Origin of the sequence: Mycetohabitans sp. B2 (genome assembly GCF_021733735.1) — a bacterium.
Classification (GTDB): domain Bacteria; phylum Pseudomonadota; class Gammaproteobacteria; order Burkholderiales; family Burkholderiaceae; genus Mycetohabitans; species Mycetohabitans rhizoxinica.
Genome location: NZ_JAHKSP010000023.1, coordinates 22,229 through 39,790, shown reverse-complemented (window position 1 = coordinate 39,790; position 17,562 = coordinate 22,229). Strand labels below are relative to the sequence as shown.

15 protein-coding genes, 1 tRNA gene and 1 pseudogene are annotated in these 17,562 nt (G+C 58.8%); 3 read left to right on the top strand and 14 right to left on the bottom strand.

Going from position 1 to position 17,562, the window contains the following annotated elements; all coding sequences use genetic code 11:
- Positions 1 to 24 precede the first annotated feature (24 nt).
- From KPG66_RS05480 to KPG66_RS05445, 8 genes are all read right to left on the bottom strand, one after another.
- Positions 25 to 426, bottom strand: a complete 402-nt coding sequence (locus KPG66_RS05480) for an integration host factor subunit alpha (protein ID WP_041753362.1) — start codon at positions 424 to 426, stop codon at positions 25 to 27.
- Between the two features lie 57 nt (positions 427 to 483).
- Complete coding sequence (gene pheT, locus KPG66_RS05475) at positions 484 to 2,952, bottom strand: phenylalanine--tRNA ligase subunit beta (protein WP_237070216.1); 2,469 nt, start codon at positions 2,950 to 2,952, stop codon at positions 484 to 486.
- A gap of 24 nt (positions 2,953 to 2,976) precedes the next feature.
- Entirely contained in the window at positions 2,977 to 3,999 is a 1,023-nt protein-coding gene (gene pheS / locus KPG66_RS05470; RefSeq protein WP_041754189.1) for a phenylalanine--tRNA ligase subunit alpha, read from the bottom strand.
- Positions 4,000 to 4,144: 145 nt separating this feature from the next.
- A complete protein-coding gene (gene rplT / locus KPG66_RS05465) occupies positions 4,145 to 4,504 on the bottom strand; it encodes a 50S ribosomal protein L20 (RefSeq protein WP_013434982.1) in 360 nt (119 codons plus the stop codon).
- Between the two features lie 28 nt (positions 4,505 to 4,532).
- Positions 4,533 to 4,730 carry a 50S ribosomal protein L35 gene (gene rpmI, locus KPG66_RS05460; protein ID WP_041753359.1) on the bottom strand — a complete coding sequence of 66 codons (198 nt, stop codon included), beginning with the start codon at positions 4,728 to 4,730 and terminating at the stop codon, positions 4,533 to 4,535.
- Between the two features lie 203 nt (positions 4,731 to 4,933).
- Positions 4,934 to 5,458, bottom strand: a complete 525-nt coding sequence (gene infC, locus KPG66_RS05455; protein WP_083813434.1) for a translation initiation factor IF-3 — start codon at positions 5,456 to 5,458, stop codon at positions 4,934 to 4,936.
- A gap of 47 nt (positions 5,459 to 5,505) precedes the next feature.
- Positions 5,506 to 7,413, bottom strand: a complete 1,908-nt coding sequence (gene thrS / locus KPG66_RS05450) for a threonine--tRNA ligase (protein ID WP_237070215.1) — start codon at positions 7,411 to 7,413, stop codon at positions 5,506 to 5,508.
- A gap of 246 nt (positions 7,414 to 7,659) precedes the next feature.
- Positions 7,660 to 7,736 (bottom strand) — tRNA-Val (locus KPG66_RS05445).
- Between the two features lie 541 nt (positions 7,737 to 8,277).
- Between KPG66_RS05445 and KPG66_RS05440 the strand changes: the two genes are divergently transcribed.
- Positions 8,278 to 9,645: an F-box domain-containing protein gene (locus KPG66_RS05440; RefSeq protein WP_237070214.1), complete on the top strand. Its 1,368-nt coding sequence runs from the start codon at positions 8,278 to 8,280 to the stop codon at positions 9,643 to 9,645.
- A 227-nt stretch (positions 9,646 to 9,872) separates the two neighbouring features.
- Positions 9,873 to 11,207 (top strand): hypothetical protein, encoded by a 1,335-nt coding sequence (locus KPG66_RS05435; RefSeq protein WP_237070213.1) that lies wholly within the window; start codon positions 9,873 to 9,875, stop codon positions 11,205 to 11,207.
- A 164-nt stretch (positions 11,208 to 11,371) separates the two neighbouring features.
- On the opposite strand, the gene KPG66_RS17550 is transcribed toward KPG66_RS05435, so the two are convergent.
- The 6 genes from KPG66_RS17550 to KPG66_RS05410 all read right to left on the bottom strand — a co-directional run bounded on the left by KPG66_RS17550 (position 11,372) and on the right by KPG66_RS05410 (position 16,893).
- Positions 11,372 to 11,506: a transposase family protein gene (locus tag KPG66_RS17550; protein ID WP_162145547.1), complete on the bottom strand. Its 135-nt coding sequence runs from the start codon at positions 11,504 to 11,506 to the stop codon at positions 11,372 to 11,374.
- 236 nt (positions 11,507 to 11,742) lie between these two features.
- Entirely contained in the window at positions 11,743 to 13,968 is a 2,226-nt protein-coding gene (locus KPG66_RS05430; RefSeq protein ID WP_237070212.1) for a RelA/SpoT family protein, read from the bottom strand.
- 57 nt (positions 13,969 to 14,025) lie between these two features.
- Positions 14,026 to 14,379: a RidA family protein gene (locus KPG66_RS05425; RefSeq protein ID WP_013434974.1), complete on the bottom strand. Its 354-nt coding sequence runs from the start codon at positions 14,377 to 14,379 to the stop codon at positions 14,026 to 14,028.
- Between the two features lie 53 nt (positions 14,380 to 14,432).
- Positions 14,433 to 15,365 (bottom strand): alpha/beta fold hydrolase, encoded by a 933-nt coding sequence (locus KPG66_RS05420; RefSeq protein ID WP_237070211.1) that lies wholly within the window; start codon positions 15,363 to 15,365, stop codon positions 14,433 to 14,435.
- Positions 15,366 to 15,533: 168 nt separating this feature from the next.
- On the bottom strand, positions 15,534 to 16,175 hold the full coding sequence (locus tag KPG66_RS05415; RefSeq protein ID WP_041753355.1) for a CoA transferase subunit B: 642 nt from the start codon (positions 16,173 to 16,175) through the stop codon (positions 15,534 to 15,536).
- A 19-nt stretch (positions 16,176 to 16,194) separates the two neighbouring features.
- Positions 16,195 to 16,893, bottom strand: coding sequence for a CoA transferase subunit A (locus KPG66_RS05410; protein ID WP_013434970.1), 699 nt, complete (start codon positions 16,891 to 16,893; stop codon positions 16,195 to 16,197).
- A 328-nt stretch (positions 16,894 to 17,221) separates the two neighbouring features.
- Here KPG66_RS05410 and KPG66_RS17875 point away from each other — a divergent pair.
- Positions 17,222 to 17,460 (top strand): annotated as a pseudogene (locus KPG66_RS17875) (LuxR C-terminal-related transcriptional regulator); the annotation flags it as partial.
- Positions 17,461 to 17,562 lie beyond the last annotated feature (102 nt).

The following is a 17,562-nucleotide window of genomic DNA, read 5'->3' as shown; positions in this document are numbered from 1 at the left end:
CAGCGGACCCTGACACGGCTACATTCAGCGTGACTGCAGGTTCGCGGCGCCGGATTCGACCTGCGCCTTCAGCTTTTGGCTCGCATGGAAAGTCACCACGCGCCGTGCCGCGATTGGAATGGCCTCGCCGGTCTTCGGATTGCGTCCCGGACGTTGCGGCTTGTCGCGCAACTGGAAGTTGCCGAATCCAGATAGCTTGACGCTCTCACCATTTTCAAGCGCATCGCGAATTGCCTCGAAGAACGCTTCGACCATGTCCTTTGCCTCGCGCTTGTTCAGACCGACCTGATCGAACAGCAACTCGGCCAGCTCGGCTTTTGTCAACGTCGGCGTCTCGGATGAAACCGGATTGCTGTAGGCCGGATTATCGCGACTCATCGCACTGCGTTGCGCAGACAGAAGTGCTTCAAATTCACTCGAGTTCATTGGATGCTTATCGTATAAGAATGGCCCCTGGTTTCTTTCGGTCAAATCGGATTCGATTTAGCCGCGCAACCTTGCACCAAAGACTCGAGCCAAGCGCTCCACCAGGGTTTTGACGGCGAGATCAACCGTCTCGTCCTGAAGGGTCCCGCCAGTATCTTGCAAGGTTACCCGGAACGCAAGGCTTTTCTCGTCAGCCGAGAGCCCCCCCGAAACAGCGCCAGAACCGGTTTGCTTCGCGTCGAATTTCGGCCGGAATTCGTCGAATAGCACCATTTTTTGCACGAACCGGAGTGCATCGTTGCCAATCCGCGCCTGCGCGAACTCATCGAGTATTGATTGGACTTCGACATGCTGCGGCACGACCAACGCGATGTCACGGCGCACCGGCGGGAATTTCGAGATCTCAGTCACGACCGGTAACGCACGCCCGGCCACCGCGTCAGCCTCGACCTCGAACAGTACCGGCGCATGCGGAAGATCGTATTTTTGCAGCCAACGCGGATGCAGCTCGCCAATCCAACCGACAATGCGACCATTGATCTCGATTTGCGCACTGCGCCCCGGGTGCAATGCCGGATGCGAGGCCCGTGTGAAGCGAGGCACCGTCGGTGCAAACAGCGCCTGCACATCGCCCTTCACATCGAAAAAATCGACATGTCGCACCGATACCCCCCATTGTTCGCCGACGACCGGACCATAGGCCAACGCACCGATCATTTTCGGTTGGGCAAAGCCTTCCACCGTCAATTCGCCATCCTTCACTGTCGGGTCCGCGCGAAAGACCCGACCAGCCTCGAACACGCGCACGCGCTCCGCACGCCGATTCAGGTTATGCTGCAGCACGCCGATCAAGCTGCCGAACAATGTCGAACGCATCACCGACAGCTGGCTCGCGATCGGGTTGAGCAGCGCGACGGGCCGCTCATTACCGGCGAAATCCCGTTCCCACTCAGCATCGACAAAACTGAAATTGACCGTTTCCGCATAGTCGCGCGCCGCCAGCGCACGACGCAACGCATGGACCGAGCGCCGCGCCTCGTTCGTCGCGTGCATCTCGTTCGTCGCGATTGGCGCGCGCGCCGGGATCTTTTCGAATCCGTGGATGCGAGCCACCTCCTCGATCAAATCCTCCTCGATCTCGATGTCGAAACGGTAGGTTGGCGGCGTCACAATAAACGTATCGCCATCCGCCGCACGCTCGAATGACAAATTCAAGCGCGTGAAGATGCTGGCAATCTCGTTCGCCTCAATCGGCACGCCAATGATCCGGTTTGCCCGCGACACGCGCATCGAGACGGGCTTGCGCTGCGGCAGGTTGACGATATGATCGTCCACCGGACCGGCGTCGCCACCGCAGATCGTCGTGATCAGGTGCGTCAGGTACTCGATATGCTCAACGGTGGTCGCGTAGTCCACGCCTCGCTCGAAGCGATGCGCGGCATCGGTCGAGAAGTTGTATTGGCGAGCGCGTCCACGGATGCTGTCCGGCCACCAAAATGCCGCTTCCAAATAGATATGCCGCGTATCGAGCGTCACCGCAGTACTGTCGCCGCCCATGATGCCGGCCAGGCTTTCGACACGTCCCTGATCATCCGCAATCACGCCGACCGTTTCGTCCAGCTCGATCGTATTGCCGTTGAGCAGCTTCAGCGTCTCGCCACGCTTGCCCCAACGCACGTGCAAGCCGCCGTTGATCTTGTCCAGGTCGAATATATGCGACGGACGCCCAAGCTCGAGCATTACATAGTTCGAAATATCAACGAGCGCCGAAATGCTGCGCTGTCCCGCTCGCTCAAGCCGCTGGACCATCCATGCAGGCGTGCTGGCCCGCGCATCGACATTACGGATCACGCGGCCGGAGAACCGTCCGCAAAGCTGCGGCGCCTCAATACGCACCGGTAACCGTGCATCGCAGGTGACCGGAACAGGGTGGTAGGACGGTGCGTTGAGCGGCGCCCCGGTAATCGCAGCCGTCTCGCGTGCGATACCGAACACCGATAAGCAATCGGCCTTGTTCGGCGTCAGCTTGATCTCGAAAATGATGTCGTCGAGCTGCAGCACGTCGCGGATGTCGCGTCCGATTAGCGTATCGTCCGGCAACACTAACAGTCCGCTGTGGTCATCTGACAACTTCAGTTCGCGAGCCGAGCACAGCATGCCCTGGCTTTCGACGCCGCGCAGCTTCGACAGCTTAATCTCGAACGGCGCACCGCCCGCTTGCGCGGGTGGCAGCGTCGCGCCGACCAGCGCGGTCGGCACCTTGATGCCGGGCACCACGTTCGGCGCACCGCACACGATCGTCAACGTCTGCCCCGTGCCCGCGTCAACCTGACACACGTTCAGCTTATCCGCATTCGGATGCTTGACGACCTCGAGCACCTTGCCCACCACGATCTTCGAGGTCGGCGGCGCCACCGGCGCCCATTCCTCGACCTCGAGCCCCGCCATCGTCAGCGCATGCGACAGCGCCTCCGTCGACAATTGCGGATCAACAAAGCTTCTTAACCAGGATTCAGCAAATTGCATGGGGTGTCGATAAGGAAAGTCAGGTCACGCAAACTGGCGCAGGAAACGCAGATCGTTCTCAAAGAACGCGCGCAAGTCGTCCACGCCGTAGCGCAGCATCGTCAGTCGCTCCAGGCCGCTGCCAAATGCAAAGCCAATATAGCGTTGCGGGTCGAGCCCCATATTGCGCACCACGTTCGGATGCACCTGCCCCGAGCCGGAAATTTCGAGCCAGCGCCCGGCGTTTCTGCCGTGCTCGAACTTCATGTCGATCTCGGCGGACGGTTCGGTAAACGGGAAGTACGATGGGCGAAAACGCACGAGGATGTCGTTGCGCTCGAAAAACTTCTTCAAAAAGTCCGTGTAGACGCCCTTCAAGTCTGCAAAACTAACGTTCTCATCGATCCACAGCCCCTCGACCTGGTTGAACATCGGCGAATGTGTCGCATCGCTGTCGACACGATAGGTGCGCCCGGGGACGATGACCTTAATCGGCGGCTTATTCATCCGCGCATATCGGACTTGCATCGGGCTCGTATGCGTGCGCAGCAACAACGGCCTGTCTTGTGCGTCCTTCGCGTCGAGATAAAACGTGTCCTGCATCGAGCGCGCTGGATGGTTTTCGGGGCTGTTCAGCGCGGTAAAGTTGTACCAGTCGGTTTCGATCTCCGGCCCGTCGGCCACGTCGAAGCCAATTGAATGAAAAATCTGCTCGACGCGCTCCCACGTCTGCATCACCGGATGCAGACTGCCCACGCCCGCGCCGCGCCCGGGCAGCGTCACGTCGATCGCCTCGGCAGCTAGCCGCTGATTCATCAACGCATCGGCGAGTGCCTGGCGACGTGCGTTCAGTGCCGCCTCGACCTGCTGTTTCGCGACGTTGATGCGAGCGCCCTCGCTCTTGCGCACCGCTGGATCCAGCTTGCCCAAGCCTTTCAGCAATTCGGTCAACGCACCGGCCTTGCCGAGGAAGCGCGCCTTTTCGTTTTCGAGCGTCACGGTGTCCGCAGCATTCGCAAAGGCACGCTGCGCGTCGGCGACGATCTGCTCAAGATCGGGAGATCCCATCATTTCAACGTCTGTCAGTGGATCAAAAAGGCTTGCGGCCAACAAAAAAACGGGGGCTCCAGCAAGAGCCCCCGTTCAAGTCTGCCGGTCAGCGTGCGGCCCAATGGGCGCGATACGACCGACCCGGCACCGACTGTCCTTGCGGTTAGCGGGCAACGGCGGCTTTCACCTGTGCCACGATGGCAGCAAAAGCGGCCTTGTCGAACACGGCCATGTCGGCAAGCACCTTGCGATCGAGCTCAATCGACGCCTTCTTCAAGCCGTTCATGAACACGCTGTAGGTGATATCGTGTTGCCGCGCCGCTGCATTGATACGCGCAATCCACAGGCGCCGGAACACGCGCTTCTTATTGCGGCGATCGCGGTATGCGTACTGACCGGCACGCATGACCGCCTGCTTCGCGATCCGGAACACATTATTGCGACGGCCACGATAGCCCTTCGCAAGGTTGATAATCTTCTTGTGACGGGCCCGTGCGGTAACCCCACGTTTGACTCGAGGCATGTTTCTCTCCTATGAGTTCGATTCAGGGTTACGCGAACGGCATCATCGCGCGAACGGAATTGACGTCCGACGCATGGACATCCGTGCTGCCACGCAGTTGGCGCTTGTTCTTCGTCGTTTTCTTCGTCAGGATGTGACGCTTGAAGGCCTGACCGCGCTTGACGGTACCGCCCGGACGCACGACAAAGCGCTTGGACGCGCTTTTCTTGGTCTTCATCTTAGGCATTGCTACCACTCCAGTTTTTTATGGCCACAGGTGTGCGGCTCAACACTCCGCCCTTGCAAGACCCGGGGACCACTTGTCGTCGGCGCGCATTGCGATTGCATCACGCGCCGCCTTTTCGGAAGACGCCGTACCGGCCGCCTTCGAAACCCGCATCGTGCGCTGCATCGCAAGCGGCAGCATGCCGCGCGCGCAACGCACGCCCATCACTTCTTCTTTTTCGGCGCCAGCACCATCACCATCTGACGACCTTCCATCTTTGGCATTTGTTCGACCTGACCGTACTCGTCCAGATCCTGGCGCAGACGGTCCAGCATCCGCATGCCGATTTCCTGGTGCGCCATCTCGCGCCCACGGAATCGCAACGTGATCTTCGTCTTGTCGCCTTCGTCGAGGAATCGCGTCAGGTTGCGCAGCTTGACATGGTAATCCCCATCGTCGGTGCCCGGGCGGAACTTGACTTCCTTCACCTGGATCACCTTCTGCTTGAGCTTCGCCTCGTGCTGCTTCTTGGCTTCCTGATACTTGAACTTGCCATAGTCCATCAGGCGGCACACAGGCGGCTGTGCATGCGGAGCAATCTCGACAAGGTCGACATCGTGCTGTTCCGCCAAACGGAACGCCTCGGCCAGCTTCACGATGCCAATGGGTTCCCCATCGACCCCAACCAGACGCACCTCCGGCGCGCTAATTTCACCGTTGATGCGATGCGACGACTTATCAGTAGCGATGTTACGTTTCCTCTAAAAATCAAAAAACTAGCCGCGTTGCTGATGGCTCACCCAAATACCCGCACTTCATTGTGCAGGCGCTCGAGGAAGGCTTCGACCGGCATCACGCCCAGATCGACGCCGCCACGGGCACGCACGGCTACCGTTTGCGCATCGCGCTCCTTGTCGCCGACAACTGCCAGATACGGGACTTTTTCGAGCGCGTGTTCTCGTATTTTATAGCTAATCTTTTCGTTACGCAAATCCGCTGCCGCCCTAAACCCTTGTTTTTTCAATGATTGGGCAACAATATTCGCGTAATCGGCCGAACTTTCTGCAATATTCATCACCACGACCTGCGATGGCGCGAGCCACAGCGGCATAGCACCAGCATGATGCTCGATCAGAATGCCAAGGAAGCGCTCCATCGAACCCACAATCGCACGGTGCAGCATCACCGGGCGACGACGACTATTGTCTTCGGCCACGTATTCCGCGCCGAGGCGCTCCGGCAACACAAAATCCAATTGCAGCGTGCCACACTGCCACGACCGCCCCAGCGCGTCCTTGATGTGGTACTCGATCTTCGGACCATAGAACGCCCCCTCACCATCGAGCTCCTGCCACTGCAGGCTGCACGCAGCCAGGGCTTCTCGCAAGCCCTGTTCTGCGCGGTCCCACGTCTCATCCGTGCCCGCGCGCTGCTGCGGCCGCAACGCCAGCTTGATGTCGATCTGCTCGAAGCCGAAGTCCTTGTACACGCTCATCGCCAGCGAATTGAACGCGATCGACTCGGCAATCACCTGGTCTTCCGTGCAAAAGATGTGCGCGTCGTCCTGCACGAACCCGCGCACCCGCATCAGCCCATGCAGCGCGCCCGAGGCCTCATTGCGGTGACATGAACCGAACTCGGCAAAACGCAGCGGCAGATCGCGATACGAATGCAGGCTATGATTGAACACCTGCACATGCCCCGGACAGTTCATCGGCTTGATCGCGTAGTCGCGTTTCTCCGATTCCGTCGTGAACATGTTCTCGCGATAGTTCTGCCAGTGACCGGAGCGCTCCCACAGCGAGCGATCCATGATCATCGGCGTCTTCACCTCGAGGTAGCCGGCCTCGCCGAGCCGGCGCCTGAGGTATTGCTCGACCTGCTGCCACAGCGCCCAACCCTTCGGGTGCCAGAACACGAGCCCGGGAGCCTCCTCCTGCAGGTGGAACAAATCCAGCTGCTTGCCGAGCTTGCGATGGTCACGCTTCTCAGCCTCTTCAAGCATGTGAAGGTACGCGTCCTGCTCCTCCTTGCGCGCCCACGCCGTGCCGTAGATCCGCTGCAGCTGCTCGTTGTGTGAATCGCCACGCCAATACGCGCCGGCCAGCTTCATCAGCTTGAACACCTTGAGCTTGCCCGTGGAGGGCACATGCGGTCCGCGACACAGGTCCGTGAATCCGCCATGCGAATACAGCTTGATCTGCTCGCCTTGCGGAATCGACTCGATGATCTCCGCCTTGTAGCGCTCGCCGATGCGTTTGAAGTAGTCGACTGCCTCGTCGCGCGACACCACGCGCCGTGACACCGGCTCGTCCTTCTTAGCGAGCTCGTGCATGCGCTGCTCGATGCTTTGCAAGTCTTCGGGCGTGAACGCGCGGTGATAAGCGAAATCGTAGTAGAACCCGTTGTCCACGACCGGCCCGATCGTCACCTGGGCCTGAGGAAACAGCTCCTTGACCGCATAGGCGAGCAAGTGCGCCGTCGAGTGGCGGATGATCTCAAGCCCCTCCGGGTCCTTGTCCGTGACGATCGAGACATTGGCGTCGCGCTGGATCACGGCCGACGTGTCCACAAGCTCGCCATCGATCTTGCCGCCAAGCGCCGCCTTCGCAAGACCCGGACCGATCGACGCGGCCACTTCGGCCACCGTCACCGGATGATCGTATTGCCGGATAGAGCCATCAGGCAGTCGTACCGAAATCATTGCGTTCTCCTGGCGCCGTGCCATATACGGTTAAGTCGGGGGCCGGAAACAAGGCCAAAAAAAATGCGGCCCTATCGAGGGCCGCATTTCAGATTCAACACAAAACAAAGGTCGAAACAGGTCCTCGACTAGCGTCGCTCCGGAAAAGTCCCGGTCAACGTTCGCGGTGTCATAACCATTTCGCCCGATGGCCGCCGATGAGCGGCCTTTGCTTTGCATTGGATTCCGCTAGGAATCCGTATTCGTTGGTAGGCTCGATTGGACTCGAACCAACGACCCCCACCATGTCAAGGTGGTGCTCTAACCAGCTGAGCTACGAGCCTGAAGAAGCCGTGATTATAGGGAGGTTTTCATCTGTTGCCAAGTGTTTTATGCAAGGGGTGTCGTGAGTCCGTGCATTTATCCGGGTTTGTAGCACGGCATGTGTCCGGTTTTGGGTGTCGTATGAAGCCACCCGTGAGCCAGGCAGCGCCTTCGTGTCTATATTGGCAACGACTTAGCAGACACTTTGTGCGAACACTACGAGCGCGTCGTGGGCAACGACAACTGCGTGACGTTCGGGCGGCTCAAATTACAGAGTCCAGTCGAGTGCACACGGGCTCACTACGTCAAACGGCGCGTGCGGGTGCCTCGCTAAGCGGATCGATTGCGCTATATCGACGCAAAACGCCCTACTTGATGGGTTACAAAAGGGTTACAAAATTCGCCGCAGATCACTCGGTATTTTCAGCAATACTTCGCCTGCGCAAGCCAAAGTTGCTTACGATAAGCAACTTGCTGGGGCTGCCATCGAGGAGAGACTCAAGCAAAACAGTTTCCAAATTTCCGGAACAATTCGCAATACCACATTTGGCGTACTTACCCATGGAATTCGATCCAAACGTTGCATTCGGCAGCACTCAAGTAGCGCTATACGCTATGGAGAATCAAGCCAGTCGTCCTGCGGCAGCTACGCCGCCCCGCTCTGCGTGTCTGGTCGCACCGGCGCGCGCCAGCGTGCAGCACCTCCCGGTGGCAGGTCCTTCAACCCGCGGTGCGCTGAATAGTCTAGTGGAAAGCCGCTCGACGAGTTACCGCGAATTGCCGACAGAAATCCTTCAACTAGTGGCGAATTACACGCCATTTGACGACATTGGCAGCCTATCAGGTGTGGATAAGGGTACCTATCACGCGCTGCAGGAATGGCGGCTAAGCTGGCTTTGTCGTCAACGTGCCGAGCATGTCGCTGCGCTGGATCTCCCGTCGGTGCAACAGTTGCTCACCCAACTTGAAGATATTCGCGCCAAACCGATGCTGCGTATTCAGCCTCTTCAGGCACTGTGGCGCCGAGCAATGAAAGATTTGCCCGACGCACAACATCCAGCGGCATTTCAACAAGTTTTTGAGGCAGCGGGCCGTGTGCCAAAATACGGTCTGCCGCTACAAAAAGACATGATTGTATCCATATGTGATTTTCCATATTGGCAGCAACCCAATTTGTATCAAATTGCATATGCAGACGCCGAACGACGGAGTCTTGAACAGGGTAGCACCTGGACTGCCCTTTTATCGCTGCGAAGGCACTGTTCATTCTCTCCCAAGCCAGTAAGCGATTTTTTGGCTCGGCTTCCCACGCTGAACGTGGAAGATCAGTTCGATTTGCTCATGGAACTAACCGGACAGATAAGCGACTTTCGCTCTCGCAAAACGATCGTTGAATTCTACGAAGCATTGTTCCAAGGGGTGCAGCGCCTGCCCGAGTCTTACCGTGGTGCACCGATCGGCGCATTGGCCAAAAACATGCGGTTGTTACCGACGACAAAAAGATCCGTGCACTACGCCAATCTATGGCGCTTAACGTTGTCACTGCCCGATCATCAATTAGGTAGCGCGCTAGAGTATTTGCCATCCGCATTGGCAACACTGCCGCTAGCTCAGCATACGCACGAGCTTTCCCTGCTGGAACCCGTTATTCAGCGTGTGTTGCCCGAGCAGCGTGCACAGGCGGCGTTTGGACTGCTCTACGGCACACCGCATCTGAAACAAGGATGGCAGCGTGCACTGCACCTGCTTGATAACGGTAGCGAAGCGGACGCACTCCATATGTTCTCTAAATTGGAAAGCTTGTCTATGCGAGCACAGCTGCCTGAACAGCAATGGGAAGAAATCAAAACCGAGGTTAGGGCTTTCGTTGAGCGCAACCGGTTCAGCCAGGAGACCCGCGCCGCGCTCCTCGCCTATATTGCAGGATAATCGGGCGACCAAGACATGTATCAAGCCTTGCGGTCAAGCATTGTACCCGAAGCCTGCGCACCCAATCCCCGATCCTGGTCAGTAGTCGGTATTGTGCGTCGTTTTACGGCAACTGTGTTCGCGGCAAGCGCACCCAGTCCGGCAGATTGTATAGGCTTGTCTATAGTTACGTGGCGCTACGTTGTAGCGCCACGCCCCTATTTACCCTGTTATGCGGGAGACAAGTCATGCCATCGCCTAGACTGCAAAATCATTTTCAAATTGATGACGGATTTTACTCGACGCCGGCACAACAGCATGAAATACGGTCGGATACCGCATCGCAACGCACTGCGCCGAGCCGCGCCGCGACTGTAGTCTCGCCGTCACTGATGGAGCTTCGTGCATCCAGAGCACCCTCCCACCCGGCCAAAATTGTTGACAATGAGCTTGCCGTTGCAGCCTATATAGTCGGGCGAAATAGAATAAATGGAACACCTGCAGCTGACGAGCAGGTCCAAAAACTCAGAATAAGTCAGACTATTATTGATAAGACACGTCAGCGTCTCGCAGCTGGCCGAGGCAATATACATGAAGATTATGAAAGCAAGGGTTTCGATCCTTATGTGCGCACCAAGGTTTCACGTGCAATGGCAGAGATAATGGGATCCGTTTTAATTGGCGCACTAATACACAATAATTTTCCCACAGACGATAAAATCCATTATCTCAACTACATTCCTGCCGATTTTTCATTTCGGCTGCAAACTAGCTTGTTGCCAGATGAAAACCAACATTTGGCCGACTATATCGAACAGATATGCTCGTTGGCAGTTGCTCGCTTTGTTGGAGCCGGTTGTTGTGGTGAGTATGCACAAGAAGCAACGGTAATCGGTGCAAAAGACGCTTTTATTTTAAACAGCGAAATAAACCAAACTGCGCTTCTTGTAGGAGCCCCGCCAGAAAAATTAGATCATGCATGGTCTGAAATACGTACCCGTCTTCAACCCAGAGATGGTTTTACATTTCTCCCAGAAAACAATATCTTTTCGCCCCAAAATGATGACGTTATAGTAGACCCATGGGTAAATGGCCCGCCAGTGTTTAGAGAGGACTCACGGTACGCATCGACTAAGCCAGAGGAGTTTAGATTAAGCTACTTTCCACCGATAGTAGATCAACTTGCGCGGGAAGTAGAAATGACAATGAATAACAGCGAAAGTATAAAACTGGACTTTTACGCGTTATATTTTTATTATCAGCAGCAGCTTCCAAATCCTTCTCAATTCTATGGAGAACCTCCTTCGATCAGCGATGAATATGAAGATAGATACGTTAATAAGGTAGAGAATAGCCCTCGTATCACGGGAAAGGCTCCACTCGAGAAGTTACAACTTGAGGTTGCCGCTGTACAAGTCAATCGTGCTTTCGGCTTACCGTTGAGCGCAGCAATGAGAAAAGAGAATGTTACGCGCATCACGAAAAAATTTGATGAGCTACTAGAACCGCTTAGGCCAAAATTCGACGATGGCTCCGCCGGTGGGATTCGTCCACGCGCACTCGAGCCAATGCAGCGAGATTAATTGTGTGAACTGCTCCGGGATAACCTGTCTGATTTTCGGACCGGCCCAATCTTGGAAAACAGCCTTGATTGATTCGTTTGGGTTTTCCAAACTAGATTTAGAGCGAGTTTTCCGGCGTTTCGGGTCCAGCCACATCCGGCAAAAGCGCCAGCTGACGGGCAAATTCAGCTGGCACCCACTGCCAGTGCCTCCTTCGTAGAAAGATCCACGATCGTCAAGGTTTGCAATTTCAAACCATCAGCGAGCTGATAGACCATAGAAAAATCCATACTCCAAGCATCGTTCGGTTTGGCTAGCATGAACTTCGCCATCCGTGTCACCCCCCTCTTTCTTCACTTCAGCAGCTTCGAGCGCAATTGCAACTGCTTTTCGCAGTACAGCCGGTACGCCGGGTTCTTCCCCAACGGCCAGCCTTCGCGGTGCGACAGTGTTTTATGTAAAGGGGCGGATGCAATGCCAGCCTTTTATGCGATGCGATGGCTTGGACCGACACGATCCTCACGCCGACGTGGCAAACGACCTCCTTCGTCGGCATTCATTGACGCCGCTTCGCCCGGACCACACCTTGCACATCGCCGAGCAGCGTGGCGGCACGCTGCACCTGCGCGCTGTTGGACACCTCCACGGTGAATTGCATATACGCAACATTGCGGCGCGTCTGGGTCTTCACGCCCACCAGATTAATCTTCTCGCGTGCGAACACCTCGGTGATGTCGCGCAGCAACCCCTGGCGATCGACAGCTTCAACCGCCAAGTCGATTGGGTAGACGCTTTGGCCGCGGCCGCTGAGCACGTCGTTGGACCAAGCCGTAGGCAGCACGCGCTCCGGCACGCGCGCGGCCATGCGCAAAAAGCTTGCGCAATCACTGCGATGGATCGAGACTCCCTTGCCGCGCGTCACGAAACCGGCGATCTCGTCGGGCGGCGCCGGCCGGCAACATTTCGCCAGTTGCGTGAGCAACGCATCCACCCCCACAACCAGCACGCCGGTCGACGCCCCGGACGCAACACTGGCGCCGCTGCTGCGCCGCGCAAAATTCGCAGGCTCCAGCCCAGACGGCTCCGAGGTAGGCGCATCGCGAAGCGCCTGCTCGACCGAGCGCGGGCTGAGTTCGTCCTTGCCAACTTGCAGGAACAGTTCGTCCGGTGTCTTGAAGCCGAGCTTCGCAGCAAGTTCATCGAGATTGACCGACGTGCGCCCCTCGCGTTGCAGCGTCTTTTCGACAGCGGCCCGGCCTGATGCGATGGTCTCCTGCAACTCAATCGCGTTAAACCACGCCCGCACCTTTTGCTTGGCGCGCGCGCTATGCAGATAGCCCAGTTGCGGGTTGAGCCAGTCACGCGACGGCCCCCCCTGCTTGACCGCGACGATCTCGACCGTCTGCCCGTTTTGCAGCGGTGTGTTCAGCGGCACCATCGCCCCGTCCACGCGAGCGCCCCGGCATCGATGCCCGAGTTCGCTGTGCACGTAATAGGCAAAATCGACCGGCGTCGCTCCCTGCGGCAGCGCCACCACGCGCGCCTGCGGCGTCAGCACGTAGATATGGTCATCCAGCGGCGTCTGCCGTAGCTGCTCCCACGATTGCGACAGCGAGTCGCTGCCGGACACTTCATCCTTCCACGCAAGCAACTGCCGCAGCCACGCGATCTTCTTGTCGTACTTGTCACTGGCGGCGAACTGGCCGTCGTATCCGCGGGTTCCTGCCTCCTTGTAGCGCCAATGCGCGGCAATGCCATATTCGGCAAAACGATGCATGTCGTGCGTGCGGATCTGTACTTCGAATGCCCGGCCGTCATCGCCGATCACCACCGTATGCAACGACTTGTAGCCATTGGGCTTCGGCCGGGATATATAGTCGTCGAACTCTCGGGGCACCGGCTGCCAGATGTTGTGCACGATACCGAGCACGGTATAACAGTCCTTGACGTCCGGCACGATCACGCGGAACGCGCGTACATCGTTGAGTTCGGAGAACTCGAGCTTTTTGCCGCGCATCTTTCGCCAGATGCTGTAAATGTGCTTAGGGCGTCCGCTCACCTCCGCATCGATGCTCGCCGCCGCAAGCTCGCGCTTCAGGCGCGCGATCGCATCGCGCACGTACGATTCACGCTCGACCCGCCGCTCGTCGAGCAGCTTTGCGATACGCTTGTAGGTCGCCGGCTCCTCGAAACGGAATGCGAGGTCCTCCAGCTCCCATTTCAATTGCCAGATGCCGAGGCGGTTCGCAAGCGGCGCATAGATTTCCAGCGTCTCGCGCGGCAACTCCGCCGGCGGCGCCAGCTTGTGCGCCGCATAAAAGCGCAGCGTCTGCAGCCGCGACGCAAGCCGGATCAGCACGACGCGAATATCTTGCGCAAACGCCATTAGCATTTTGCGCAGCGCCTCGACCTGCGCACGACGATGTGCCTGCGCGTCGCGGCCCTTGTCGCTGTCAGGTGTCGTTGCCTGAATGCCAATGACGCCGAGCCGCAGCAGCTTGCGCACATCCGTGACCAGTTGCAGCACGTCTTCGCCGAAACGCTCGCCCAGCAAGCGTTCCGGCTCGCTCAGATAGGGAATCACCGGGAATAGCGCCGCCGCCACAGATGACGGAGGATCGACGTTCAGCGTATTGACGATCTGCGCGGTACCCTGCGCGTGCTCAACGAGCATCTCGCCCGACCCAAGTCGCACCCCACTGGCGTGCTCCCGCACGAAGGCAAGCGCGTCGTCAAGCGTCGCTGCCAGCAACTGGACGCGGGTTTCGGGTTCGGTACTCATCTGTCAAACTAGGACAGCGCCGGCGGCTGCCGCGCGGCGCGATAGCACGGGAAACGCTCAGCTTCGCTGCGCGGCAATCACTACGACTTCGACCAGGCATTCCGGATCGGCGAGCTTGGCCTGCACGGTGGCGCGCGGCGATGTATTGCCGTTGGGCACCCATTCGTCCCACACGTCATTCATTACGGCGAAATTCGCCATGTCGGAAAGGTAGATCTGCGTCGACAAAATCAGCGACTTGTCGCTGCCGGCCTCCGCGAGCAGCCGGTCAACGTGGCCGAGCACCTCGCGCATCTGTCCAGCAATGTCTTGCTTCGTGTCTTCGGCGATCTGACCGGCTAGGTAGACGGTGCCATTGTGCACGGCAATTTCGGATAAGCGGGGACCGACATGAAAACGTTGCACTGCCATGGTAAATATCCTGTGGAGTCGATGAAATCAAACGCGCGCCATCGCACGCCGGCTCATTGCAGCGTCGGCGCCGGCCGATGCACAAGCGCCGGCTCGCCGCCGCCAAAGAATGCTTCGGCGATCGCGATCTGCTCATCGTGCACAAATGTGGGCGCATGGCCGACGCCGGCAATCTCGGCGGCCGACACTTGGCGGCCACGCTGCTGCATCGCCTCGACGGTCTCGCGCGACAACAGATCGGACTGCTCGCCCCGCACCACCAGCGTAGGCCCTGGAATTGCCTCGAAGGCGCGCCACAGCAACGTTTGGCCGGTACTCGCGAGTTCCGCCTTACTGGCCTCAAACGGCATCGCGATGCGCGGGTCATAGTGCAACACCCACGCACCGGCATGATGCCGCAGCAACGGCCGATTCAACGCCCGCCATTCGTCTGGCGTATGCGCACCGAACCCCGCTAAGATCGAGGCCAGATAATCGTATGCCTGCTGCTCGGTAGCGAACTTCGGCGCGTTGCCGACGTACTCGCCGATCCGGCGCAGCGCATCCGGCTCCAGCGTTGGCCCGACGTCGTTAAGCAGCAGCTTGCGCACCGGACTGTTCGGCAGCCCGGCCAGCACCATGCCGATCATGCCGCCCATCGACGTGCCGAACCAATCCACGGTCTCGACATTCAACCGAGCAATCAGTGTCACCATATCCGACACGTACTGCGACAATGCGTATTGCTGCGCATTGTCGAGCCAGTCGGACAGCCCACGACCGGCGACATCGGGACACACGACGCGAAAACGGTCCGCGAGGCGGCTGGCCAGCGCATCAAAATCCCTGCCGGTACGGGTCAGGCCATGCACGCAAACAAGCACGCGCGGATTGGATGGGTCACCCCATTCGGTGTAGGCAATCCGGTGCAGGCCGGTGGGACTGATACAGCGCACGAAGCCCTGGCGCGGTGTACGGGGGTCGGGCGAAGCGGACGGAGCCGGCATGGATGTATCCTGAAACGTAATGACTCAATTTTAGCGTGCTTTGCGCACGCGGCCTGCCAGCTCCACGCATCATAGCCGATCGGCCGACGCACACGCGGCCGCAATCCCCCCTGACCGCCACAACCGTCACGATACGGCGGCGCGGGCGTGCCGCGGCTATCGTCCCGACTATGCGAGCGCGCTCACGTCGAGCGGCACACCGGTCTTGCGCTGGATTGCCTCGATGCTCACGCCGGGCGCGATCTCGACCAACTTCAGGCCGGCCTTGGTCACATCGATCACGCCCAGGTCGGTGACGATCCGGTTCACGACGCCGACGCCGGTCAATGGCAGCGTGCATTGCTCGAGGATCTTGTGCTGGTCGCCCTTGGCCACGTGCTCCATCAGCACGATCACCCGCTTGACGCCGGCCACCAGGTCCATCGCGCCGCCCATGCCCTTGATCATCTTGCCAGGGATCATCCAATTGGCGAGGTCGCCGCCCTGGCTAACCTGCATCGCGCCCAGAATCGCCAGGTTGATGTGCCCGCCGCGAATCATCGCAAACGAGTCGGCGGACGAGAAGATCGACGAGCCGGGTAAGGTCGTCACCGTCTGCTTGCCGGCGTTGATCAGATCCGCGTCGACTTCGTCCTCGGTCGGCGACGGACCGATGCCAAGCAATCCATTCTCGGATTGGAGCCACACTTCGATGCCATCCGGTACATGGTTGGCTACCAGCGTCGGCAGCCCGATCCCCAGGTTCACATAGAAGCCGTCCTGCAATTCCTGCGCGGCGCGCGCCGCCATTTCATCTCGATTCCAGGCCATCTCAGTCTCCTTTGCGCGCTTATTTCTGGCGCACGACGCGTTGTTCGATGCGCTTTTCCGGGTGCGCATTGTGCACCAGCCGTTGCACGAAGATGCCGGGCGTATGGATCGCATCCGGGTCAAGCTCGCCAGTCTCGACAATCTCCTCGACTTCGGCAATCGTGATCCGGCCTGCCATGGCACACATCGGATTGAAGTTACGCGCGGTACGGCGATAGATCAGATTGCCCGCCTTGTCGGCCCTCCAGGCCTTAACGAGCGCGATATCGGCGGTCAATGAGCACTCGAGCACATAGTGGTCGTCGCCGAACTGCCGCGTCTCCTTGCCTTCGGCGATTACCGTGCCGTAACCGGTATTGGTGAAGAAGGCCGGAATGCCGGCGCCACCGGCACGCAACTTCTCGGCCAGCGTGCCTTGCGGCGTGAACTCCAGTTCCAATTCGCCGGCCAAGTATTGACGCTCAAACTCTTTGTTCTCGCCCACGTACGATGAGATCATCTTTTTGATCTGTCGCGTTTCGAGCAGCAGGCCCAGTCCAAACCCATCCACGCCCGCATTGTTGCTGATACAGGTGATGCCTCTGACGCCCGAATCGCGCAGCGCGCCGATGAGCGCCTCTGGGATCCCGCATAAGCCGAAACCGCCGACCGCGAACGTCTGGCCGTCCTTGACAATGTCCGCCAGCGCTGCCTGGGCACTCGGATAAAGCTTGTTCATGTCGCTGTCCCTTTCTCTATGAATATCCCGCTTCAGTGCGAGGGGCTACGCGGGTCCGGTGCTACGGTCGCGGCACGGCGCCAAATTGGGTGTGCAAAGGTTACGCTGAGCGGAGGTTGCGGCACAATACACAAAAGCACATAAGCGCCGCACCGCACGGAACCGTCGTCGGTACTGTTCGCGACGGCCGTGACGCTCGCCGCAGCATGCCGGCATACGTGATTGATATAACCGATGCCTGAACTAAATTACCAAACTGCGTTCCACTTTGCGCCGCTCAGTCTCGAGCAGCGCGCGCCGCGGCCGGTAGTTCGGGCGCGTCGTGGCTACCGCGCGAGCGCGTGATCGAGGATTGCAACGAGCCGTTCTGTGTGATCTTTCGGCACCCGCGACGCGCCGCGTGGCCGTCAAACTGACGCCGCGCAATGAGTCACGGGCAAGACCAGCAAGCCAATCGGCCGCGCATTGGACGTCAGCTCGCGCACCGTAGACATCTATCGCGCCCGACTGATGCGCAAGTGCGGCAGCGGCAATACGACTGAACGAGTCCAGCGGTTGCTCGGCTGAGCACGCCGCGCGGATTGCCGATTACTGCACGGACCGAAAGCCGGCTGAATAGCGCGCATCCCGTGGACACAAACAGGAAGCGCGCGGGGGCCGCCCTGCCCA

Bases quoted from the DNA above. Each gene is read 5' to 3' on its own strand.
- KPG66_RS05425 (WP_013434974.1), bottom strand. From the start codon at position 14,379: ATGGCAGTGCAACGTTTTCATGTCGGTCCCCGCTTATCCGAAATTGCC.
- thrS (WP_237070215.1), bottom strand. From the start codon at position 7,413: ATGATTTCGGTACGACTGCCTGATGGCTCTATCCGGCAATACGATCAT.
- KPG66_RS05435 (WP_237070213.1), top strand. From the start codon at position 9,873: ATGCCATCGCCTAGACTGCAAAATCATTTTCAAATTGATGACGGATTT.
- KPG66_RS05410 (WP_013434970.1), bottom strand. From the start codon at position 16,893: ATGAACAAGCTTTATCCGAGTGCCCAGGCAGCGCTGGCGGACATTGTC.
- KPG66_RS05430 (WP_237070212.1), bottom strand. From the start codon at position 13,968: ATGAGTACCGAACCCGAAACCCGCGTCCAGTTGCTGGCAGCGACGCTT.
- rpmI (WP_041753359.1), bottom strand. From the start codon at position 4,730: ATGCCTAAGATGAAGACCAAGAAAAGCGCGTCCAAGCGCTTTGTCGTG.
- KPG66_RS17550 (WP_162145547.1), bottom strand. From the start codon at position 11,506: ATGCTAGCCAAACCGAACGATGCTTGGAGTATGGATTTTTCTATGGTC.
- KPG66_RS05480 (WP_041753362.1), bottom strand. From the start codon at position 426: ATGAACTCGAGTGAATTTGAAGCACTTCTGTCTGCGCAACGCAGTGCG.
- rplT (WP_013434982.1), bottom strand. From the start codon at position 4,504: ATGCCTCGAGTCAAACGTGGGGTTACCGCACGGGCCCGTCACAAGAAG.
- KPG66_RS05440 (WP_237070214.1), top strand. From the start codon at position 8,278: ATGGAATTCGATCCAAACGTTGCATTCGGCAGCACTCAAGTAGCGCTA.
- pheS (WP_041754189.1), bottom strand. From the start codon at position 3,999: ATGGGATCTCCCGATCTTGAGCAGATCGTCGCCGACGCGCAGCGTGCC.
- KPG66_RS05420 (WP_237070211.1), bottom strand. From the start codon at position 15,365: ATGCCGGCTCCGTCCGCTTCGCCCGACCCCCGTACACCGCGCCAGGGC.
- KPG66_RS05415 (WP_041753355.1), bottom strand. From the start codon at position 16,175: ATGGCCTGGAATCGAGATGAAATGGCGGCGCGCGCCGCGCAGGAATTG.
- pheT (WP_237070216.1), bottom strand. From the start codon at position 2,952: ATGCAATTTGCTGAATCCTGGTTAAGAAGCTTTGTTGATCCGCAATTG.